Origin of the sequence: Burkholderia diffusa (genome assembly GCF_902499115.1) — a bacterium.
Taxonomy (GTDB): Bacteria; Pseudomonadota; Gammaproteobacteria; order Burkholderiales; family Burkholderiaceae; genus Burkholderia; species Burkholderia diffusa.
In genome coordinates, this window is the sequence record NZ_CABVPN010000026.1 from 1 (window position 1) to 16,242 (window position 16,242).

The following is a 16,242-nucleotide window of genomic DNA, read 5'->3' on the forward strand; positions in this document are numbered from 1 at the left end:
TCTGGACCGCCTCAGCCGATTCCATCCTCGAAAAGCTGCATCGACTTTGCTCGCGAATCAGCGGAACAGGACACTAGCGCGGCGTGTCGCCGTCGCCCCCCCACACGACCATCACGTCGCGCACCAGCGCGGCGATCGACGTCGCACCGAGCTTCTCCTTGATGCTCGCGCGATGCACGTCGACGGTCTTCACGCTGATCGACAGATCCGACGCGATCTGCTTGCTGCCCTTGCCGTCGACGACGCCGCGCAGCACCTCCTTCTCGCGTGCGGTCAGCGCGTCGAGCCGCTGGCGCAGCTCGCGATGCCGCTGGCCGACCGCGTGCCGCTGCTGCGCGAGCCGCAACGCGCGCTGCACGCGCTCGAGCATCTGCTGCGAGTTGTACGGCTTCTCGACGAAATCGATCGCGCCGTTCTGCAGCGCGCGCACGGACATCGGGATATCGCCGTGTCCGCTCACGAAGATCACCGGCAGCGTCGCGCCGCGCGCGTTCAGTTCCGCCTGGACGTCGAAACCGCTTTTCTCCGGCATCCGCACGTCGAGCACCAGGCACGCGACCAGGTTCACGTCGAAGCGCGCGAGAAAATCGGCGGCATTCGCGAAGCCTTCGGACGCGATGCCGACCGACTCGAGCAGCCAGGCGAGCGACGTCCGCATGCCGCTGTCGTCGTCGACGATGTATACGATCGGAGCGGGTGACGTCATCGGGGTGTCTCGCAAGATATCGGTATCGGCATCGCACGCGCCGCGGGTGAGGCAGGCGTCGTTCGTCGGGGTGTGCGGCACATCATAACGAGCAGAAAATGCGCTGAATACCCCTTCACGTGCCGCATCGATGCTCCATCGCACTTTTTTCCGCGCGCCGTGCCGCGCATCTAGGTAGAACCTTTAGATGCGTTGGCGGGAACGCCATCTTCATCGTCAATCGTGCGAATGTTCGCCGGCTTTTTCGCGGCGTACGCTTGCTGCATCGTCGACGATTCGATGCCGCATCGACGGCTCGCACGATCGCCACCTCATTCACCCAGGAGCGCCCATGTCAGCACCGTCCGATACCCCGCAACCGGCGCGCGCCGAACCCACCGCCGCGCAACAGGCCTTCCGGCAAGCGATGGCCCACCTCGGCGCGGCCGTCAACGTGATCACGACCGCGGGGCCGCACGGCCGCTGCGGGATCACGGCGAGCGCCGTCTGTTCCGTCACCGACGCGCCGCCGACGCTGCTCGTGTGCCTGAACCGGTCGAGCGCGATGCATGCGACCTTCGAGCGCAATCGTCATGTGTGCATCAACGTGCTGCCGGCCGAGCACGAACTGCTCGCGCGGCATTTCGCAGGACTCACCGAGTTGCCGATGGAGCGCCGCTTCGAGCTGCCGGTGTGGGATCGCGGCGAGCAGGATGTGCCCGTGCTGCGCGATGCGCTCGCGAGCCTGCAAGGCACGATCGCCGACATGAAGGAAGTCGGCTCGCATTCGGTGATGTTCATCGAGGCGACGTCGATTCGCGTGCGCAACGACGGCGACAGCCTCATCTACTTCAGCCGCGCGTTCCATCGCGTATCGCGTACCGCCTGCGTGCGGTAACGGTCGGGGTAACAAAACGGTGCCGCGCTCGCCGATCGCGCAGGGCTACGCCGAGCGCAACGCGCGCTGTCCCGCCGCGAGCGCCGCGCCCGCGAACAGCGTCAGCGCCGAATACACGAGCCCGCGCGCGAGCCCCGCGCTGTCGGATACCCAGCCGATCGCGACGGGCCCGGCGATCTGCCCGAACGCGAAGATCGTCGTGAACGCGCTGATGCCCTTCGCCCAGCCTTCCGGCGACAGATTGTGGCGCACGAACGCGGTCGTCGACGCGACCGCCGACAGGAACGTCGCGCCGAACAGCACGCCCGACGCGAACGCGGCCGCCGGATGCGCGAACAGCGCCGGCATCAGCGTCGCCACGCCGAGCAACGCATTGAGCACGGCCAGCGCCTGGCCGCCGCGCATCCGGTCGAGCAACCCCGACCACAGCCGCGCCGACACGATGGTCGCGACGCCGAGCATCACGTAGAACGCGGACACGACCGTGCCGCTCATCCCCGTGCCGCGCAGCAGCGCGACGATGAACGTCATGTAGCCGATATAGCCGACGCCGAACAGTCCGTAGCCCGCGAGCGCGAGCGCGAAGCGCGCGGGGCTCGCGCTCGCCGCCGGCGCGGCGCCGTCGCGCCGCACGGCCGGTGCCGCGTGCGCATGCTCGATGCGACGCGCCGCCGCCACGGCGATCGCCGAGAACAGCACGCACGCGACCGCGAGCGCGAACCATGCGGGTTGCCATCCGTGCGTGCGATGTACGAGCGTCGCGGGCACGAGCAGCGACGACGCGACGATGCCCCACCCCGTGCCGCCGTAATAGAGCCCGAGCAGCAGCCCCGCATCGCGCGGCGACGCGGACGCGAGCCGCGCCGCCAGCACGCCGCCGCTGATGAAGATCAGCGCGCTGCCGACGCCTGTCGCGAGCCGTTCGACGAGCAGCGCGTTCATGCCGGACGAGAACCCGCATGCGGCCATCAGCACCGCGGTCAGCGCGCAGCCGGCCGCCAGCAGCGTGCCGGTGCGCCAGCGCCGAGACAGGAACGGGAAGACGAGCGCGCCGATCAGGTAGCCGGCCGCGTTCGCGGTGTTCAATGCGCCGGCCTGCGCGAAGCTCCAGCCGAGATCGACCTTCATCGGCGGAAGCAGCAACGCATACGAAAAGCGCGCGAGGCCGAGCGCGATCGCGCTGCCGAGCGACAGGCAGATCGCGAGCCGCCATGCTGCCATCCGGTCGGATTCGGTGGCGCCGGCATGCGGCCGTGCTCGGCCGGCGTGCTCCGGTTGCGGCGCTGTGCGCATCGCATGTCTCCATCGTGGTTCGCATCGTGCCGCCGGGACGGCGGTGCGCGCGCGGCTGCGGCCCGCACGCGAAGTCGTCAGATGGTGCCAGAAAATCGTGGCAGCCGCCGGAGCCGGCTCGTCGACTGCTGGCGGACAGTTCGCATGAACGCCAGCCGCGTGCGCATCGTTCGCGAATGATGAAAACCGAAACGATCGACGCGATTGCACTCGCAATTTAAATAAATCACATGAATGAACTCATCATTGACGGCCTCGATATTCAAAACAATTAATCCACGGCCTTCACGATCCGATTCATTCGCCTTCATTGCGCGATATGCAGCGAACCCGCTTGTTTAGCACACCACAGCTAAAAACGATGCAACGCGTTGCATTCGGCAAATCATCAGACTAATATCGACGCCACTCGCCCGGCACTCAAAAAATTCCGGACGAGCGGCGGTAATCCCTTTACCGCGCTTTCATGTTGAATCGCTCATGTTCACCACAGGAGAATTGACATGCAGGAAACCCGGCAGATCGAATTGCTTGACTGGATGCAGGAAGACACGCACCCCGAGGCCGTCGACATGATGGTCGAGGATGCCGTGGTGCCGTTCGGCACCGCGCTCTGGCCTGTCTGAGCGGCCAGCCCGTTCCCGCGGAAGGGCCGCGGCCCTTCCGCCGCTTCCGGAGACACGCATGCTGAACCTGCACCGCGCGCTCGGCTGTCACCCGGCGCTGCGCGACAAGCTCGCACGCGGCGAAACGGGCAAACTCCTGGTCGGTTACGACACCCGCAACCGCGACGTCGCGTTGCGCGCGTTTTCCGCCCTGCCCGACTCGTTCGACGCGACGACCCTCTGCCTCGAAACCACCCCGCCCGCCGACATCGCCGCCGCGCTCGCGCGCGCGGATCTGTTCGTGCTGCTGTACGACTCGTCGTGCCTGCCGACACCCTCGCCGAGCGGCCCGCCGTTCCTGGCCGCGATCCGTCCCGCGATCGTCGAGCACTGGAGCAAGTCGGTACTGTTCAAGGATTACGGCCCACATCTCGACGAAGCGTTCGCCGAATCGCTCGACGACATCGCCGCGCGCAACGGCCGGCTGATCGAAGCGGCCGCACGCGCATCGCGGATCCACTTCATCGACGAAGCCGGCAACACGCTGACCGGCTCGCTTTCACCGGACCAGAAATGGACGAGCGTGGACGGGATGGGCAATCTCGACGTCGTGCCCGGCGAGATCGCGACGCACGTCACCGACCTGCACGGCTCGATCGTATTCAGCGGCACGTTCCTCGGCACCGTGCCGTTTGCGATCAAGTACCGCGTGACGGAGCGGCTCGCGACGCTGCACGTCGAAGACAGCCTGATCGTCGATTTCGACAGCGACGACGCGGGCTTCCGGCGCGACTTCGCGTCGTACCTCGACCGGCATGACAATCACCGGCGCATCGAAGAATTCGGTATCGGCACGAACCTGGGCATCCGCGCGCTGTACGGCCGCAACGCCGGGTTCGAGGAACGCCATCCGGGGCTGCATCTCGGCCTCGGCGGCGGCGCGAACGGCAGCCACCACCTCGACCTGATCTTCGCGCGCGGCACGCTCGCGTTCGACGAGCGGATCGTGTTCGACGGCGCGTTCGCCGTCTGACTGTCGAATCAGGCTTCGGCGGCCGCCGTGTCGCCGAGCCACTTGTACATCACCAGGCAATCGACGAAGCCGAGCCGCGCGTGGCGATACGCGCGCGGCAAGCGGCCGACGATCTCGAAGCCGAGCTTCTGCCACAGCGCCACCGCCACCTCGTTGGTCGCGACCACCGAATTGAACTGCATTGCGAGAAAGCCGCGTTCGCGCGCCACCTGCTGCGAGTGCTCGCACATCAGGCGGGCGACGCCCTTGCCGCGCGCGGCCTCGCCAACCATATACCCGCAGTTGCACACGTGATTGCCGGGCCCGGCCGCGTTCGCCTTCAGGTAGTACGAGCCGAGCAGCACGCCATCCTCCTCGGCGACCCACGTGCAGAGCGGCGCGTCGAGCCACTGCGCGCGAGCGGCCTCCCGCGTCGCCGCCGGATCGAATGCATAGGTCTCCTGCGCGGTGACGATCGCGTGGTACGTGGGCCAGAAGCGGAGGAAATCGTCTTCGGTCATCGGGCGAAGCGTGATCATGCGGGTTCTCTCGTGAAGGGATCGGGAAATGTGCGTGCGAGCCGACGCGCGTGGCGCGACACGGCGTCGGAGCGTCATTGCGGGCCACCGTCGCGCAACAGGCCGCTGCGATAAGCGCCCGGCGGCACGCCATACCAGCGCTTGAACGCCTGCGAGAAACTCGACAGGTCGCTGAAGCCGAGCCGCTCGGCCACCTCCGTCAGCGACAAGTGCGCATCGCCGAGCAGCGTCTCGGCCATCATGCCGCGCGCCTGCGCGAGCAGCACCCGGAACGTCGTGCCTTCTTCCTGCAGACGGCGCTTCAGCGTGCGCGGGCTCGTGCTCATCAGCCGCGCCATGTCCTCGAGCGAGAACGGCACGTTACCGGGCGCCGCCGTCAAATATTGCCGCACCATCTCCGACGTGCCGACCCGCGCGCGCCGCGCGTCGACCAACTGGCTGCACATCTGCTCGCACATCGAAACCGTCAGCGGGTTCGCATGCGGCAGCGGCCGATCGAGAAACGCGCGATCGAATGCAAGGCTGTTCGCGCGCGCGCCGAACGCAGGCTCGACGCCGGCGATGCGCAGCACGGGCGTGGAAGCGGACGCGCTCGTCGCACGAGCAGCCTGCATGGTGAAGCGCGACAACGCGAAATCGCCCCCGCCGATCTCCTGCAGCAGCACGGCAGCGGCCGCCATGTCGCGCTCGACGAGGAACCGGCTCAGGCTGGCATCGAGCTCAGGCGCGCCGAAATTCAGCACACCCGTCTCCGGCTCCTCGCGGTACGTGATCACCGTGAACGCATACGTGAGGGGCAGGAAGCGCATCGCGAGCGCCAGCGCGTCGCGCGCGGTCGCGCTCGCGATCAGCCCGTAGCCCCACACGCCGTACGCGGAGAAGTGATAGCGCTGTCCGACCTCGAACCCGAGGCCCGGCGCGCGCCCGAGCGCGCGCAGCAGGTTGCCGGTCAACCGCAGTTCCTGCGCGGCCGTCACCTCGACCTTCGGATCGTCGAGCTGCGCGTCCACGAGGCCCGTGCCGGCCAGCAACTTCGTGCGCGGCACGCCGCGTTCGTCGCCGAAATCGACCAGCAGCCGCGCGCTGGCCGGACTCCGGGTGAAGTCCCAGAAGCTCATGCGGAGAAACCCTCGAAGCGCCGACTTGGCCCAAATACTAAAACAATTGTCCCGAAGCAGCATTGGTGTTTTCCCATGCGGCCCGCACCATCGGCGTCATCAGTCGTCGCGTGAACGACGCCAACGCCCCCCGGAGGAGACACCATGCGACCGAGTCGCCCATCCGACCTCGCCGCCCGCTTCGAACTCCCGCGCAACGCATTCGACCGCTGGCATCGCGGACCACGCTCGCGCGCGCGGCACGAGTCCCGCAACGACACCGGGCGCTGCAGCTGCAGCTGCAGCGCGCCGTCCGACAGGCGCTTCGACCCGCCGCTGCACGCACAGGCGTGCAGCGCGTGAACCATCGACCATCGGGAGACGATTTCATGAGCACAACGTTCGATTACATCGTCGTCGGCGGCGGTTCGGGCGGCTGCGTCGTCGCGGGGCGCCTCACCGAGGACCCGGCCGTCACCGTCTGCATGCTCGAGGCCGGCGGCCGCGGCGACAACGCGATCGTCAACGCGCCGACCGGCGCGGTCGTGATGCTGCCGACCCGCGTGAACAACTGGGCTTTTGACACGGTGCCGCAGCCGGGGCTCGGCGGGCGCATCGGCTATCAGCCGCGCGGCAAGGCGCTCGGCGGTTCGTCCGCGATCAACGCGATGGTCTACATTCGCGGCCATCGCGTCGATTACGACGGCTGGGCCGCGCTCGGCAACGAAGGCTGGTCCTACGACGACGTGCTGCCGTACTTCCGCCTGAGCGAGCACAACGAGCGCTTCGACGACGCCTTTCACGGCCGCGACGGCCCGTTGTGGGTCAGCGACCTGCGCACCGGCAACCCGTTCCATGCGCGCTACCTGGAAGCGGCGCGACAGGCCGGCCTGCCGCTCACCGACGACTTCAACGGCGCGCAACAGGAAGGCGTCGGCCTGTACCAGGTCACGCAGAAGCACGGCGAGCGGTGGAGCGCAGCGCGCGCATACCTGCTGCCGCACATCGGCCGCCGCGACAACCTGACGGTCGAAACGCACGCGCAGGTGCTGCGCATCCTGTTCGACGGCACGCGCGCGACGGGTGTCGAGGTGCGGCAGCGCGGCGAGGTTCGCACGCTGCGCGCGCGGCGCGAAATCGTGCTCGCGGCGGGCGCGCTGCAGACGCCGCAGCTGCTGATGCTGTCGGGCGTCGGTCCGGCCCGCGAACTGCAGCGGCTCGGCATTCCGGTGCGCACCGACCTGCCCGGCGTCGGCCGCAACCTGCAGGATCATCCGGACTTCATCCTCGGCTACCGCGTGCGCGGCGTCGACACGATGGGCGTGTCCGCGCGCGGCGGCCTGCGCATGCTGCGCGAGTTCGCGCGCTTTCGCCGCGAACGGCGCGGGATGCTGACGTCGAATTTCGCGGAAGGCGGCGGCTTCCTCAAGACGCGGCCCGGCCTCGATGCGCCCGACATCCAGTTGCACTTCGTCGTCGCGCTCGTCGACGATCATGCGCGCCGGCTGCATGCCGGCCACGGGCTGTCGTGCCACGTGTGCCTGCTGCGGCCGCGCAGCCGCGGCTCGGTCACGCTGCACAGCGCCGATCCGCTCGCCGCGCCGCGCATCGACCCCGCGTTCTTCGACGATCCGCGCGACCTCGACGACATGGTCGCCGGCTTCCGGCTCACGCGCACGCTGATGGAAGCACCGGCGCTCGCCGAATGGATCACGCGCGACATGTTCACCGCGAACGTGACGACCGACGACGAGATCCGCGACGTGCTGCGCCGGCGCACCGACACCGTGTATCACCCGGTCGGCACGTGCCGGATGGGACACGACGCGCTCGCGGTCGTCGATCCGCAATTGCGCGTGCATGGCGTCACGGGGCTGCGCATCGTCGATGCGTCCGTCATGCCGACGCTGATCGGCGGCAATACCAATGCGCCGACGATCATGATCGCCGAGAAGGCCGTCGACCTGATTCGAGACGTGCGACGCGTGCCGGCACGATCATCCGCCAACGCGGAACGCGAAGCGGTGCTTGCGCCAGCGCATCGCGACGCCGTTCCTGCATCGTGTGATTCGCACGATGCGATTCATACCGAGGAGACCCGCCATGTCGTCGCCTGAAGCCTCCCGTTCCGCCGAACCGGCCGCGCCGCTGTCGGCGATCATCATCGGCGCCGGCTTCGCCGGCATCGGCATGGCAATCGCACTGCAACGCGCCGGCATTCGCGACTTCGTGATCGTCGAACGCTCGCACGACGTCGGCGGCGTATGGCGCGACAACCGCTACCCGGGCGCCGCGTGCGACGTGCCCTCGCATCTGTACTCGTTCTCTTTCGAGCCCAACCCGGACTGGTCGCGCGTATTCGCGCCGCAGCCCGAAATCCATGCGTACTTGCAGCATTGCGCGCGCAAGTACGGCCTCGCGCGCCATCTGCGTTTCGGCGCCGACGTCCAGCGCGCGCAGTATGACGAGGCCCGTGCGTTGTGGCACGTCACGCTCGCCGACGGCACGACGCTCAGCACCGCCATGCTCGTCAGTGGCACGGGACAATTGAGCCGCCCGGCGATGCCCGACCTGCCCGGCATCGACACGTTTCGCGGCCGCGCTTTCCACTCCGCGCACTGGGATCACGACTATCCGCTCGCGGGCAAGCGCGTCGCCGTGGTCGGCACCGGCGCATCGGCGATCCAGTTCGTGCCTGCGATCGCCGGCGACGTCGAGCGCCTCGTCGTGTTCCAGCGTTCGCCGGCCTACGTGATGCCGCGTCCGGACCGCGCGTATCGTCCGTGGGAGCGGGCGCTGTTCCGCCGGCTGCCGTGGGCAATGAAGCTGCATCGCGCGTCGATCTACGTGCGCTACGAATCGCGTGCGATCGCGTTCACGCGGCTGCACGGGCTGATGGATGTCGCGGTCGGCCGGCCGTTTCTCAAGCTGCTCGCGCGCGACGTGCGCGACCCTGCGCTGCGCGAACGGCTGACGCCCGACTATCCGATCGGCTGCAAGCGGATCCTGCTGTCGAGCGACTACCTCGCCGCGATCGACCGCGACAATGTCGAGCTCGTCACGCAGCGCATCCGGCGCGTGACCGAGACCGGCATCGAGACCGACGACGGCGTGCATCATCCGGTCGACGCGATCGTCTACGGCACCGGTTTCGCGGCGACTGCGTTCCTGTCGCCGATGCGCATCACCGGCCGCGACGGCCTCGACCTGAACGACGCCTGGCGACGCGGCGCGCAGGCGTATCTCGGGCTCACGGTGCCGGGCTTCCCGAACTTCTTCATGCTGTACGGCCCGAACACCAACCTCGGCCACAACTCGATCGTCTACATGCTCGAAAGCCAGATCGCGCACGTGATGCGCTGCGTGCGCGCGCTGCGGCGCGACGGCGCACGCGCGATCGACGTCGATCCGCGCCGCTACCGGCGCTACAACACGCACGTGCAGCAGCGGCTCGACGGCTCGGTGTGGAGCGGCTGCAAGAGCTGGTACGTCGATGCGTCCGGCCACAACAGCACGAACTGGCCCGGCTTCACGCTGACCTATCGATGGATCACGCGCTTCACGGGACTGTCCGCGTACCGCTTCACGCAGCCGCTGCCCGACACCGCCACGCCGGCACACGGCGCCGTCACGCCGACGCACGGCACCGTTATCACGCCGCCCGCCGGCCGCGTGGAAGCGCTTGCCGCCGCGTCGTTGCGCGGTTTCCTGCGCGTCGCGTTCCGGCCGCTGATCGGGCCGCCGTTCGGCGCGCGCATGCAGCGCCGCGTCGTCGCGTTGCTGTCGCCGCTGATGCCGGGTGCGAGCGGCACGCTGCGCTACCGGACGTCCGCCGCCGGCGTGCCGGTCGAAGTGATCGCGCCGAAGCACGGCGACGCGGGCGGCGCGATCCTCTACCTGCACGGCGGCGCGTTCTGTCTCGGCGGCCCCCATACCCATCGCGGCGTGACGACCCGGCTCGCGGCCGAAGCCGGCCTGCCGGTGTGGGTACCCGACTATCGGCTCGCGCCCGAGCATCCGAGCCCGGCGGCGTTGAACGACGCGCTGGCCGCATACGACGCGTTGCGGGTGCAGGGCTACGCGCCGCACCGGATCGTGATTGCGGGCGATTCGGCCGGCGGCGCGCTCTCGCTGGCACTGGCCATCGCGCTGCGCGAGCGCGGCGAGCCGGCCGCGGCCGCGCTGCTGCTGATCTCGCCCGTGACCGACCCGACGCTGGGTGGCGAGACGCTCGCATCGCGCCGCCACGACGATCCGATGATCCGGCGCGGCTGGCTCGAGCAGGGGTTGCGCTGGTATCACGGCGCAGGCTCGGCTGCGGCGCGCGGCCCGCTCGACACCGATTTGCGCGGCTTGCCGCCGATGCTGGTGCAGGCCGGCGATCAGGAAGTGCTGCTGTCGGATGCGCAGCGACTCGCGACGCATGCGCTCGCCTGCGGCGTGCCGTGCCGGCTCGAGATTCATACCGCGCGCTGGCACGTGTTTCATCTGCAGGCGTTTTACCTGCGCTCGGCGCGGGACGCGTTGCGCACGCTGGCAGGGTTTGCTGCGCAGCGGGTGGCGGCGACGGCGACGACGCCGTGAAGTTCCGGCGTTGCCGGCAAGTGCTTCACGCTTGGCGAATACACGACCGGCGTGCACATGGACATACCCGTTGCGTGGGGCAAGCCGATCGACTTCTGCTCGCGGCACTCGAGACGGTCGGCCTGCGCCTGTCCGTCGTCCCGGCGCAACCGGCGCACGCCCGATGCGCCGCACGCGCTTCAAGGCTGCACCATCCACACGAGCAGCATCGCGGCCGGCGCCGCGCTCATCCCCGCAGGCGGCTGCTCGATCGTCGGCTCGATCTTCAGCGCCTGCGCGATCGTCGCCGCATCGTCGACGGTCGTCGTGCGCACGATCGTCATCAGTCGCGCGGGCCGATGCAGCGTCTCGCGATACAGCGCGCCGTACCACAGCGGCCGCGTGCCGAGCGCGTCCTGCAGCACATACGGATAACGCCACAGCCGCAGTACGAGGCGGCTGTCAGGACGGGCCGGATCGACACGCACGAACACCCGGCGCGTGCTTTGGCCATGCGTGTAGCGCGGCAGCACGGGCAGCGCATCGGCCGGCGCCTGCGGCAGCAGCCAGCGCAGTGTCGTGGCGGGCGACCACGGCGTCGCGCGCTGCCAGCCGGCCAGCGACAGATGGCGATCGAGCGTGTCCGACGTCGCGCACCATTGCAGCGGCAGATATTCCTCGCGATCGCCGCCGATCTCGGAGCGCCGCGTCGGCACGCGCTGCCACCCACCCCGCAGCCACTGATCCACGGTCATCGCGACGACGTCGCCCACGTGCGGACGCGCCGCCCGATCGAGCTGCCATTGCGCGGGCACGGTCCAGACGCCGGTCGTCGCGAGCACGACGAGCACCGCGACGAGTGCGCCCCGCGGCTGCACGTGCTCGCGCACGCGCCAGTACGAATAGGCGCCCGCCAGCATCGCGAACCACGCGAGCCCGAGGCTCCAGCCGCCGAGCAAGCCCGACAACCACGTATCGCCGACGTACAGCCGCGCGAAACCACCGAGCACGATCCACAGCACGACCGCCGTCACGACCGGGATGCGCCACAGCGCCGGCCGGTCGCGCGTGAGCACCCAGCCGATGCCGCTGCTCGCGAGCATCGCAAACGCCGCATCGGCGTCGGGCAGCGGCATGTGCAGCGCGCCGGGCGGCAGGTTCGCGGGCATCGTGCCGGGCAAGCCGGCGCCGAACGCCGGCACGAGCACGACCGCGATGCCGACCGTCGCGAGCCACCATGCTGACGTCACCCAGCAGCGATGGATCATCAGCCAGACGAGAAATGCGGCCGCGACGATCAGCCCGGTATCGTGCCCGTGCAGCACCGCGAGCGCGCGCATCGCGGCATCCACGGGCGGCGTGCGCAGGTTCTGCAGGAACGCATACAGCGCGATGTCGGCGTGCATCAGCGGATCGTTCGCGACGACGTCCTGAACGATGCCGGCAAACAGCCACACGCAGCCGACGAACAGCAGCGCGAACACAGGCACCGCGCCCGGCAGGCGGCGCACGCGCACGAACATGTCGTGCACCCGCGCGCCGAACCGCGGCCAGCGGCGTATGCACGCGTACATGGCCGCGACGAGCGCGTGGTGCAGCAGCGGCCAGCCGCGCCGCAGCGCGACACGCACGCCGATCCACACGAGCGCGACCAGCGCGGCGACCACCAGCAGAATCGCGGCGACCCGCACGCTGATCGCCGCGGCCAGCAGCGCGGACGCGCCGAACAGGATGCCCGGCGCGATGTGCACCGGCGCCCAGATCAGCGCCGACACGACGTTGACCGGATAGAACGACCGGCGCGGCAGCGTCGCGCACCCCACGACCACCGGCACGACCGCGCGCACTGGCGCCAGGAAGCGCGCGAGCACGATGCTCTTCGTGCCGTGGCGCAGCACGAACTGCTCGCCGCGCGCATACGCATCCGCGTAGCCCAGCCGGACCCATCCATTCCGGATCGCACCGCCGTAGTGGCGTCCGAGCTCGTAGCTGATCCCGTCGCCGACGATCGCGCCGGCGGCCGCGACGCCGACGACCGTCCAGCCGTCGAGCGCGCCCGCGCCAATCAGCGTGCCGGCCGCGAACATCACGGCACCGGCCGGCACGACCGTGCCGATCAACGCGATCGCCTCGGCACAGGCCGTGGCGAACACGATCGCCAGCACCAGCGCCGGGTGCGCGCCAATCGCACTGAGCCACGCGTGGATCGTGGCGCTCATCGCGGGCCGCGCGGCGTGGCGGCGCGACGGTTCCGCACCGGGCCGGCGATGGCGTGAGGAAGGTTCATTGGCGTGTGTGCGCGTTCGCGCCGGCCGGTGGCGTCAGTCGAACTCGTGCTGCCGCGCGTCGGCCTCGAGCGGCGCGTCGTGGTAGCCGACGGTCGCGATCTCGTGCAGATAGCGCGCGAGAAACGCGCCGATCGACCCGGCTTCCTCGTACTGATGCACATGGCGGAATTCGTGCGTGAGCAGCCGTCGCGTGTCGTGGCCGCGCAGCACGAACACCGCATGGCCGAGCGTGAGGCCGATCGTCCCCGGCGACAGCAGACCGGTGTCGCGCGCGATCGCGCCCAGCGCCGGCGTGTCGGGGAACGGCAGCCGGTCGGCGACCACGACGCGGATTCGCTCCGGTTGCGCGACGCCCACGGTACGCGCGTCGTCGGCCTGCGCAGGCGTCAGCGGCACGCCCCGTGCGAGCCCGTGAGCCGCCTGCGCGTCGGCCCACGCGACGGCGGCAGGCAACGCGGACGGCAGGATGTCGGCAAGATCGATCATCGTGGCGGCTCCTCGGGTCTGGACGATGCAATCGGGCACCAGTTTATCCCTGAATCAGGTTGGGCCGCGAGGCACGCCGTCTGCCCGGCAGTGACGATTCCTCGGGAATACCCTCCCCGTCTGCCCCTACCGCCCGAGCCATTTCACGACGATTATTTCGCTTCAAGACACATTCGACCCCCAGATGTCTCAAAAATGTCCCGCGGGAGCACCACTTCCCGATTCGGCGGCATATATTGATCAGAAGAACCGCAGCCGCGTCATCCAAAAGAGGGCCGCTAGATGATCAGGGTAATTCTGGCTGACGATCACGCAGTCATGCGAGACGGACTGCGTCACATCCTGGAAACGGCCGGCGGTTTCGAGATCGTCGGCGAGGCGAGCGACGGCGCGGCCACGCTCGCGCTGGCCGAGCGTTGCGCCGCCGACGTGCTGCTGCTCGACCTGTCGATGCCCGCGCCGACCGGTATCGAGCTGATCCGGCTGGTCAAGACGCAGGTGCCATCGCTGCGCATGCTGGTGCTGACGATGCACGCGGAAACCCAGTACGCGGCGCGCACGTTCAAGGCCGGCGCGACCGGCTACCTGACGAAGGACAGCGCGACCGCCGAACTCGTCCAGGCCGTCACCAAGGTCGCGGCCGGCGGCGTGTACGTGAGCGCGTCGGCGGCCGAAAGCCTCGCGCACACGATGCGCGCGCCGTCCGAAATCCTGCCGCACGAGCGGTTGTCCGATCGCGAACTCGACGTGATGCGCCGCATCGTCGCGGGCCAGACGGTCACGCGGATCGCGGCGGACCTCACGCTGAGCGCGAAGACGGTCAGCACCTACAAGACGCGCATCCTCGAGAAGATGGAGCTGCCGCACGAAGCCGCGCTGGTGCGCTACGCGATGCGCCACGATCTCGATCTCGGCATCGACGACGCATGATGCCCGCATTCCGCTTCCGCCCGGCCGCGGCCGATGACGACGACGCGTCGGAGCCGTCGCGCCTGTTCATGTCGTCGCTGCCGCCCGACCGGCGGGAGCGGCGGCTCGCGATTGCGACAGTCGTCGTGTCGGCCATGATCTTCATCGCCCTCGCGCCGTTCGCCGGCGTGCCGCTTGCCCACGTGTCGGGCTTCATCCCCGTGTACCAGTCGGCGATCGTCGTCAACGACATGGTGACGGCTGGCCTGCTGCTCGGCCAGTACGCGATCCTGCGCGAGAAATCGCTGCTCGCGCTCGCCGGCGGCTACCTGTTCACGGGCTTCATGGCCGGCACGCACATGCTGACCTTTCCGGGGCTGTTCGCGCCGACGGGCCTGCTCGGCGCGGGTGAACAGACCACCGCGTGGCTTTATCTGTTCTGGCACGGCGGCTTTCCGCTGGCAGTCGCCGCATACGCGCTGCTGCGCGCGGCCCCGCGCGCGCATCCGCCGTCGCTCGAGCAGCGCCGCGCGGCGATTCCGCTGCTGCTTTGCATCGCCCTGACGGCCGGCGCGACCGGCGCGCTCGCACTGCTCGCGACCGCCGGCCACGACCTGCTGCCCCGCATCATGCAGGGCAACCGGATGGCCTCGACGATGACGAACGCGATCGCGGTCGTCTGGGCGCTGAATCTTGCCGCGCTCGTGCTGATGTGGCGGCAGCGGCGCCATCATTCCGTGCTCGACCTGTGGGTGATGATCGTGCTCGTCGCATGGCTGTTCGACATCGCGCTGTCGTCGATGCTGAACCACGGACGCTTCGACCTCGGCTTCTACGCCGGGCGGACCTACGGGCTCGTCGCGTCCGGCGTCGTGCTGTTCGCGCTGCTGTTCGAGAACGGCCGGCTGCATGCGCAGACGGTGCGCGCGCTGGCCGGCGCGCGCTATCAGCACCTGCTCGTCGTGCAGAAGAGCGCGCAGCTCAACGAGGCGAACGAACGGCTCGAGCAGCGCGTCGCGGCCCGCACCGCGCAGTTGAGCGCGTCGAACCGTGACCTGCGGCGCGAAGTCGAGGAGCGCGTGCGCGCGGAGCGGGCGCTGCAGGCGTCGCGCGAGGAGCTGCGCGAGATCGCGGCGATCAGCGCGAGCGCACGTGAGGCCGAACAGCGCCGCATCGCACGCGAACTGCACGACGAACTCGCGCAGACCCTCGCGACGCTGAAGAACGATCTCGAATGGCTGCTCGACCGCGTGCCGCAGGACGATGCGACGCTGGCGCGCAAGATCGCGGCGATGCATGCGCTCGCCCGCGGCGCGGTGACGGCCACGCGGCGCATCGCGACGGACCTGCGCCCGCTGATGCTCGACGACCTCGGGTTTGCGGCCGCGATGCAATGGCTCGTGGAGGATTTCCGGCACCGACACGGCATGGCGTGCGCGCTGCACGTCGAGCCGGGCGAATTGCACCTCGACGAACCGTATGCGACGGCCGTGTTCCGCATCGCGCAGGAAGCGCTCGCGAACGTCGCGCGGCACGCGGCTGCGTCGAGCGCGACCGTGGCGCTCGTTTATCGTGACGAGACGATCACGCTGACGATTCGAGACGACGGTGCGGGATTCGATCCCGGTGCGCCGCGCAAGTCGGGATCGTTCGGGCTGGTCGGCTTGCGCGAGCGCGCGTATCTCGTCGGCGGCACGCTGCGGATCGATACGACGCTCGGCGAGGGAACGACGGTGGAGGTGGACATCCCGGTGGCGTCGGCGCATGTGGCGATCGCGCATGAAGCACCGGGGGCGTCGCGGACGCACGGGTAAGGGTGAGGATGCAGCGGCGGAATGCCGCTGCGGGGGTCAGTCGTCGTCCCTTC

The 16,242-nt window shown here is 69.2% G+C and carries 14 protein-coding genes; 7 read left to right on the top strand and 7 right to left on the bottom strand.

Annotation, left to right across the window (positions count from 1 at the left end; all coding sequences use genetic code 11):
* Positions 1-73 precede the first annotated feature (73 nt).
* Entirely contained in the window at positions 74-706 is a 633-nt protein-coding gene (locus BTE28158_RS24240) for a response regulator transcription factor (protein WP_151052636.1), read from the bottom strand.
* Between the two features lie 331 nt (positions 707-1,037).
* On the opposite strand from BTE28158_RS24240, the gene hpaC reads away from it, so the two are divergent.
* A complete protein-coding gene (gene hpaC, locus BTE28158_RS24245; RefSeq protein ID WP_151052638.1) occupies positions 1,038-1,583 on the top strand; it encodes a 4-hydroxyphenylacetate 3-monooxygenase, reductase component in 546 nt (181 codons plus the stop codon).
* 45 nt (positions 1,584-1,628) lie between these two features.
* Here the strand turns inward: hpaC and BTE28158_RS24250 are convergent, their stop codons facing one another.
* Positions 1,629-2,876 (bottom strand): YbfB/YjiJ family MFS transporter, encoded by a 1,248-nt coding sequence (locus tag BTE28158_RS24250; protein WP_059601250.1) that lies wholly within the window; start codon positions 2,874-2,876, stop codon positions 1,629-1,631.
* 77 nt (positions 2,877-2,953) lie between these two features.
* Positions 2,954-3,187, bottom strand: a complete 234-nt coding sequence (locus tag BTE28158_RS24255; protein WP_151049956.1) for a hypothetical protein — start codon at positions 3,185-3,187, stop codon at positions 2,954-2,956.
* 192 nt (positions 3,188-3,379) lie between these two features.
* Here BTE28158_RS24255 and BTE28158_RS32840 point away from each other — a divergent pair, with 192 nt between their 5' ends.
* Together BTE28158_RS32840 and BTE28158_RS24260 are read left to right on the top strand one after the other, a co-directional pair.
* Positions 3,380-3,502 (top strand): hypothetical protein, encoded by a 123-nt coding sequence (locus tag BTE28158_RS32840; RefSeq protein ID WP_006752127.1) that lies wholly within the window; start codon positions 3,380-3,382, stop codon positions 3,500-3,502.
* A 58-nt stretch (positions 3,503-3,560) separates the two neighbouring features.
* Positions 3,561-4,514 carry a CgnE/CgnB domain-containing protein gene (locus BTE28158_RS24260; protein ID WP_151049958.1) on the top strand — a complete coding sequence of 318 codons (954 nt, stop codon included), beginning with the start codon at positions 3,561-3,563 and terminating at the stop codon, positions 4,512-4,514.
* A gap of 8 nt (positions 4,515-4,522) precedes the next feature.
* Here BTE28158_RS24260 and BTE28158_RS24265 read toward each other — a convergent pair whose 3' ends face one another.
* Positions 4,523-5,032 (bottom strand): GNAT family N-acetyltransferase, encoded by a 510-nt coding sequence (locus tag BTE28158_RS24265; protein ID WP_151049959.1) that lies wholly within the window; start codon positions 5,030-5,032, stop codon positions 4,523-4,525.
* Between the two features lie 74 nt (positions 5,033-5,106).
* Positions 5,107-6,150 (bottom strand): AraC family transcriptional regulator, encoded by a 1,044-nt coding sequence (locus BTE28158_RS24270; RefSeq protein ID WP_124901442.1) that lies wholly within the window; start codon positions 6,148-6,150, stop codon positions 5,107-5,109.
* A gap of 368 nt (positions 6,151-6,518) precedes the next feature.
* On the opposite strand from BTE28158_RS24270, the gene BTE28158_RS24275 reads away from it, so the two are divergent.
* A complete protein-coding gene (locus BTE28158_RS24275) occupies positions 6,519-8,246 on the top strand; it encodes a GMC family oxidoreductase (RefSeq protein WP_151049961.1) in 1,728 nt (575 codons plus the stop codon).
* On the top strand, positions 8,233-10,713 hold the full coding sequence (locus tag BTE28158_RS24280) for a flavin-containing monooxygenase (protein ID WP_151049963.1): 2,481 nt from the start codon (positions 8,233-8,235) through the stop codon (positions 10,711-10,713). The genes BTE28158_RS24275 and BTE28158_RS24280 overlap by 14 nt, the downstream gene beginning before the upstream one ends.
* Positions 10,714-10,892: 179 nt before the next feature.
* On the opposite strand, the gene BTE28158_RS24285 is transcribed toward BTE28158_RS24280, so the two are convergent.
* Both BTE28158_RS24285 and BTE28158_RS24290 read right to left on the bottom strand, forming a co-directional pair.
* A complete protein-coding gene (locus BTE28158_RS24285; protein WP_151049965.1) occupies positions 10,893-12,911 on the bottom strand; it encodes an LssY C-terminal domain-containing protein in 2,019 nt (672 codons plus the stop codon).
* Between the two features lie 102 nt (positions 12,912-13,013).
* On the bottom strand, positions 13,014-13,466 hold the full coding sequence (locus tag BTE28158_RS24290) for a hypothetical protein (RefSeq protein ID WP_124620809.1): 453 nt from the start codon (positions 13,464-13,466) through the stop codon (positions 13,014-13,016).
* Between the two features lie 282 nt (positions 13,467-13,748).
* Between BTE28158_RS24290 and BTE28158_RS24295 the strand changes: the two genes are divergently transcribed.
* Together BTE28158_RS24295 and BTE28158_RS24300 are read left to right on the top strand one after the other, a co-directional pair.
* Positions 13,749-14,396: a response regulator gene (locus BTE28158_RS24295; protein WP_151049967.1), complete on the top strand. Its 648-nt coding sequence runs from the start codon at positions 13,749-13,751 to the stop codon at positions 14,394-14,396.
* Entirely contained in the window at positions 14,393-16,189 is a 1,797-nt protein-coding gene (locus tag BTE28158_RS24300; protein ID WP_151049969.1) for a sensor histidine kinase, read from the top strand. Before BTE28158_RS24295 ends, BTE28158_RS24300 begins: the two co-directional genes overlap by 4 nt.
* Positions 16,190-16,242: the final 53 nt, after the last annotated feature.

What these genes read in the sequence shown, in the direction of transcription:
- BTE28158_RS24240 (WP_151052636.1), bottom strand. Translation starts at nt 706, where the DNA reads ATGACGTCACCCGCTCCGATCGTATACATCGTCGACGACGACAGCGGC.
- hpaC (WP_151052638.1), top strand. Translation starts at nt 1,038, where the DNA reads ATGTCAGCACCGTCCGATACCCCGCAACCGGCGCGCGCCGAACCCACC.
- BTE28158_RS24250 (WP_059601250.1), bottom strand. Translation starts at nt 2,876, where the DNA reads ATGCGCACAGCGCCGCAACCGGAGCACGCCGGCCGAGCACGGCCGCAT.
- BTE28158_RS24255 (WP_151049956.1), bottom strand. Translation starts at nt 3,187, where the DNA reads ATGAAGGCGAATGAATCGGATCGTGAAGGCCGTGGATTAATTGTTTTG.
- BTE28158_RS32840 (WP_006752127.1), top strand. Translation starts at nt 3,380, where the DNA reads ATGCAGGAAACCCGGCAGATCGAATTGCTTGACTGGATGCAGGAAGAC.
- BTE28158_RS24260 (WP_151049958.1), top strand. Translation starts at nt 3,561, where the DNA reads ATGCTGAACCTGCACCGCGCGCTCGGCTGTCACCCGGCGCTGCGCGAC.
- BTE28158_RS24265 (WP_151049959.1), bottom strand. Translation starts at nt 5,032, where the DNA reads ATGATCACGCTTCGCCCGATGACCGAAGACGATTTCCTCCGCTTCTGG.
- BTE28158_RS24270 (WP_124901442.1), bottom strand. Translation starts at nt 6,150, where the DNA reads ATGAGCTTCTGGGACTTCACCCGGAGTCCGGCCAGCGCGCGGCTGCTG.
- BTE28158_RS24275 (WP_151049961.1), top strand. Translation starts at nt 6,519, where the DNA reads ATGAGCACAACGTTCGATTACATCGTCGTCGGCGGCGGTTCGGGCGGC.
- BTE28158_RS24280 (WP_151049963.1), top strand. Translation starts at nt 8,233, where the DNA reads ATGTCGTCGCCTGAAGCCTCCCGTTCCGCCGAACCGGCCGCGCCGCTG.
- BTE28158_RS24285 (WP_151049965.1), bottom strand. Translation starts at nt 12,911, where the DNA reads ATGAGCGCCACGATCCACGCGTGGCTCAGTGCGATTGGCGCGCACCCG.
- BTE28158_RS24290 (WP_124620809.1), bottom strand. Translation starts at nt 13,466, where the DNA reads ATGATCGATCTTGCCGACATCCTGCCGTCCGCGTTGCCTGCCGCCGTC.
- BTE28158_RS24295 (WP_151049967.1), top strand. Translation starts at nt 13,749, where the DNA reads ATGATCAGGGTAATTCTGGCTGACGATCACGCAGTCATGCGAGACGGA.
- BTE28158_RS24300 (WP_151049969.1), top strand. Translation starts at nt 14,393, where the DNA reads ATGATGCCCGCATTCCGCTTCCGCCCGGCCGCGGCCGATGACGACGAC.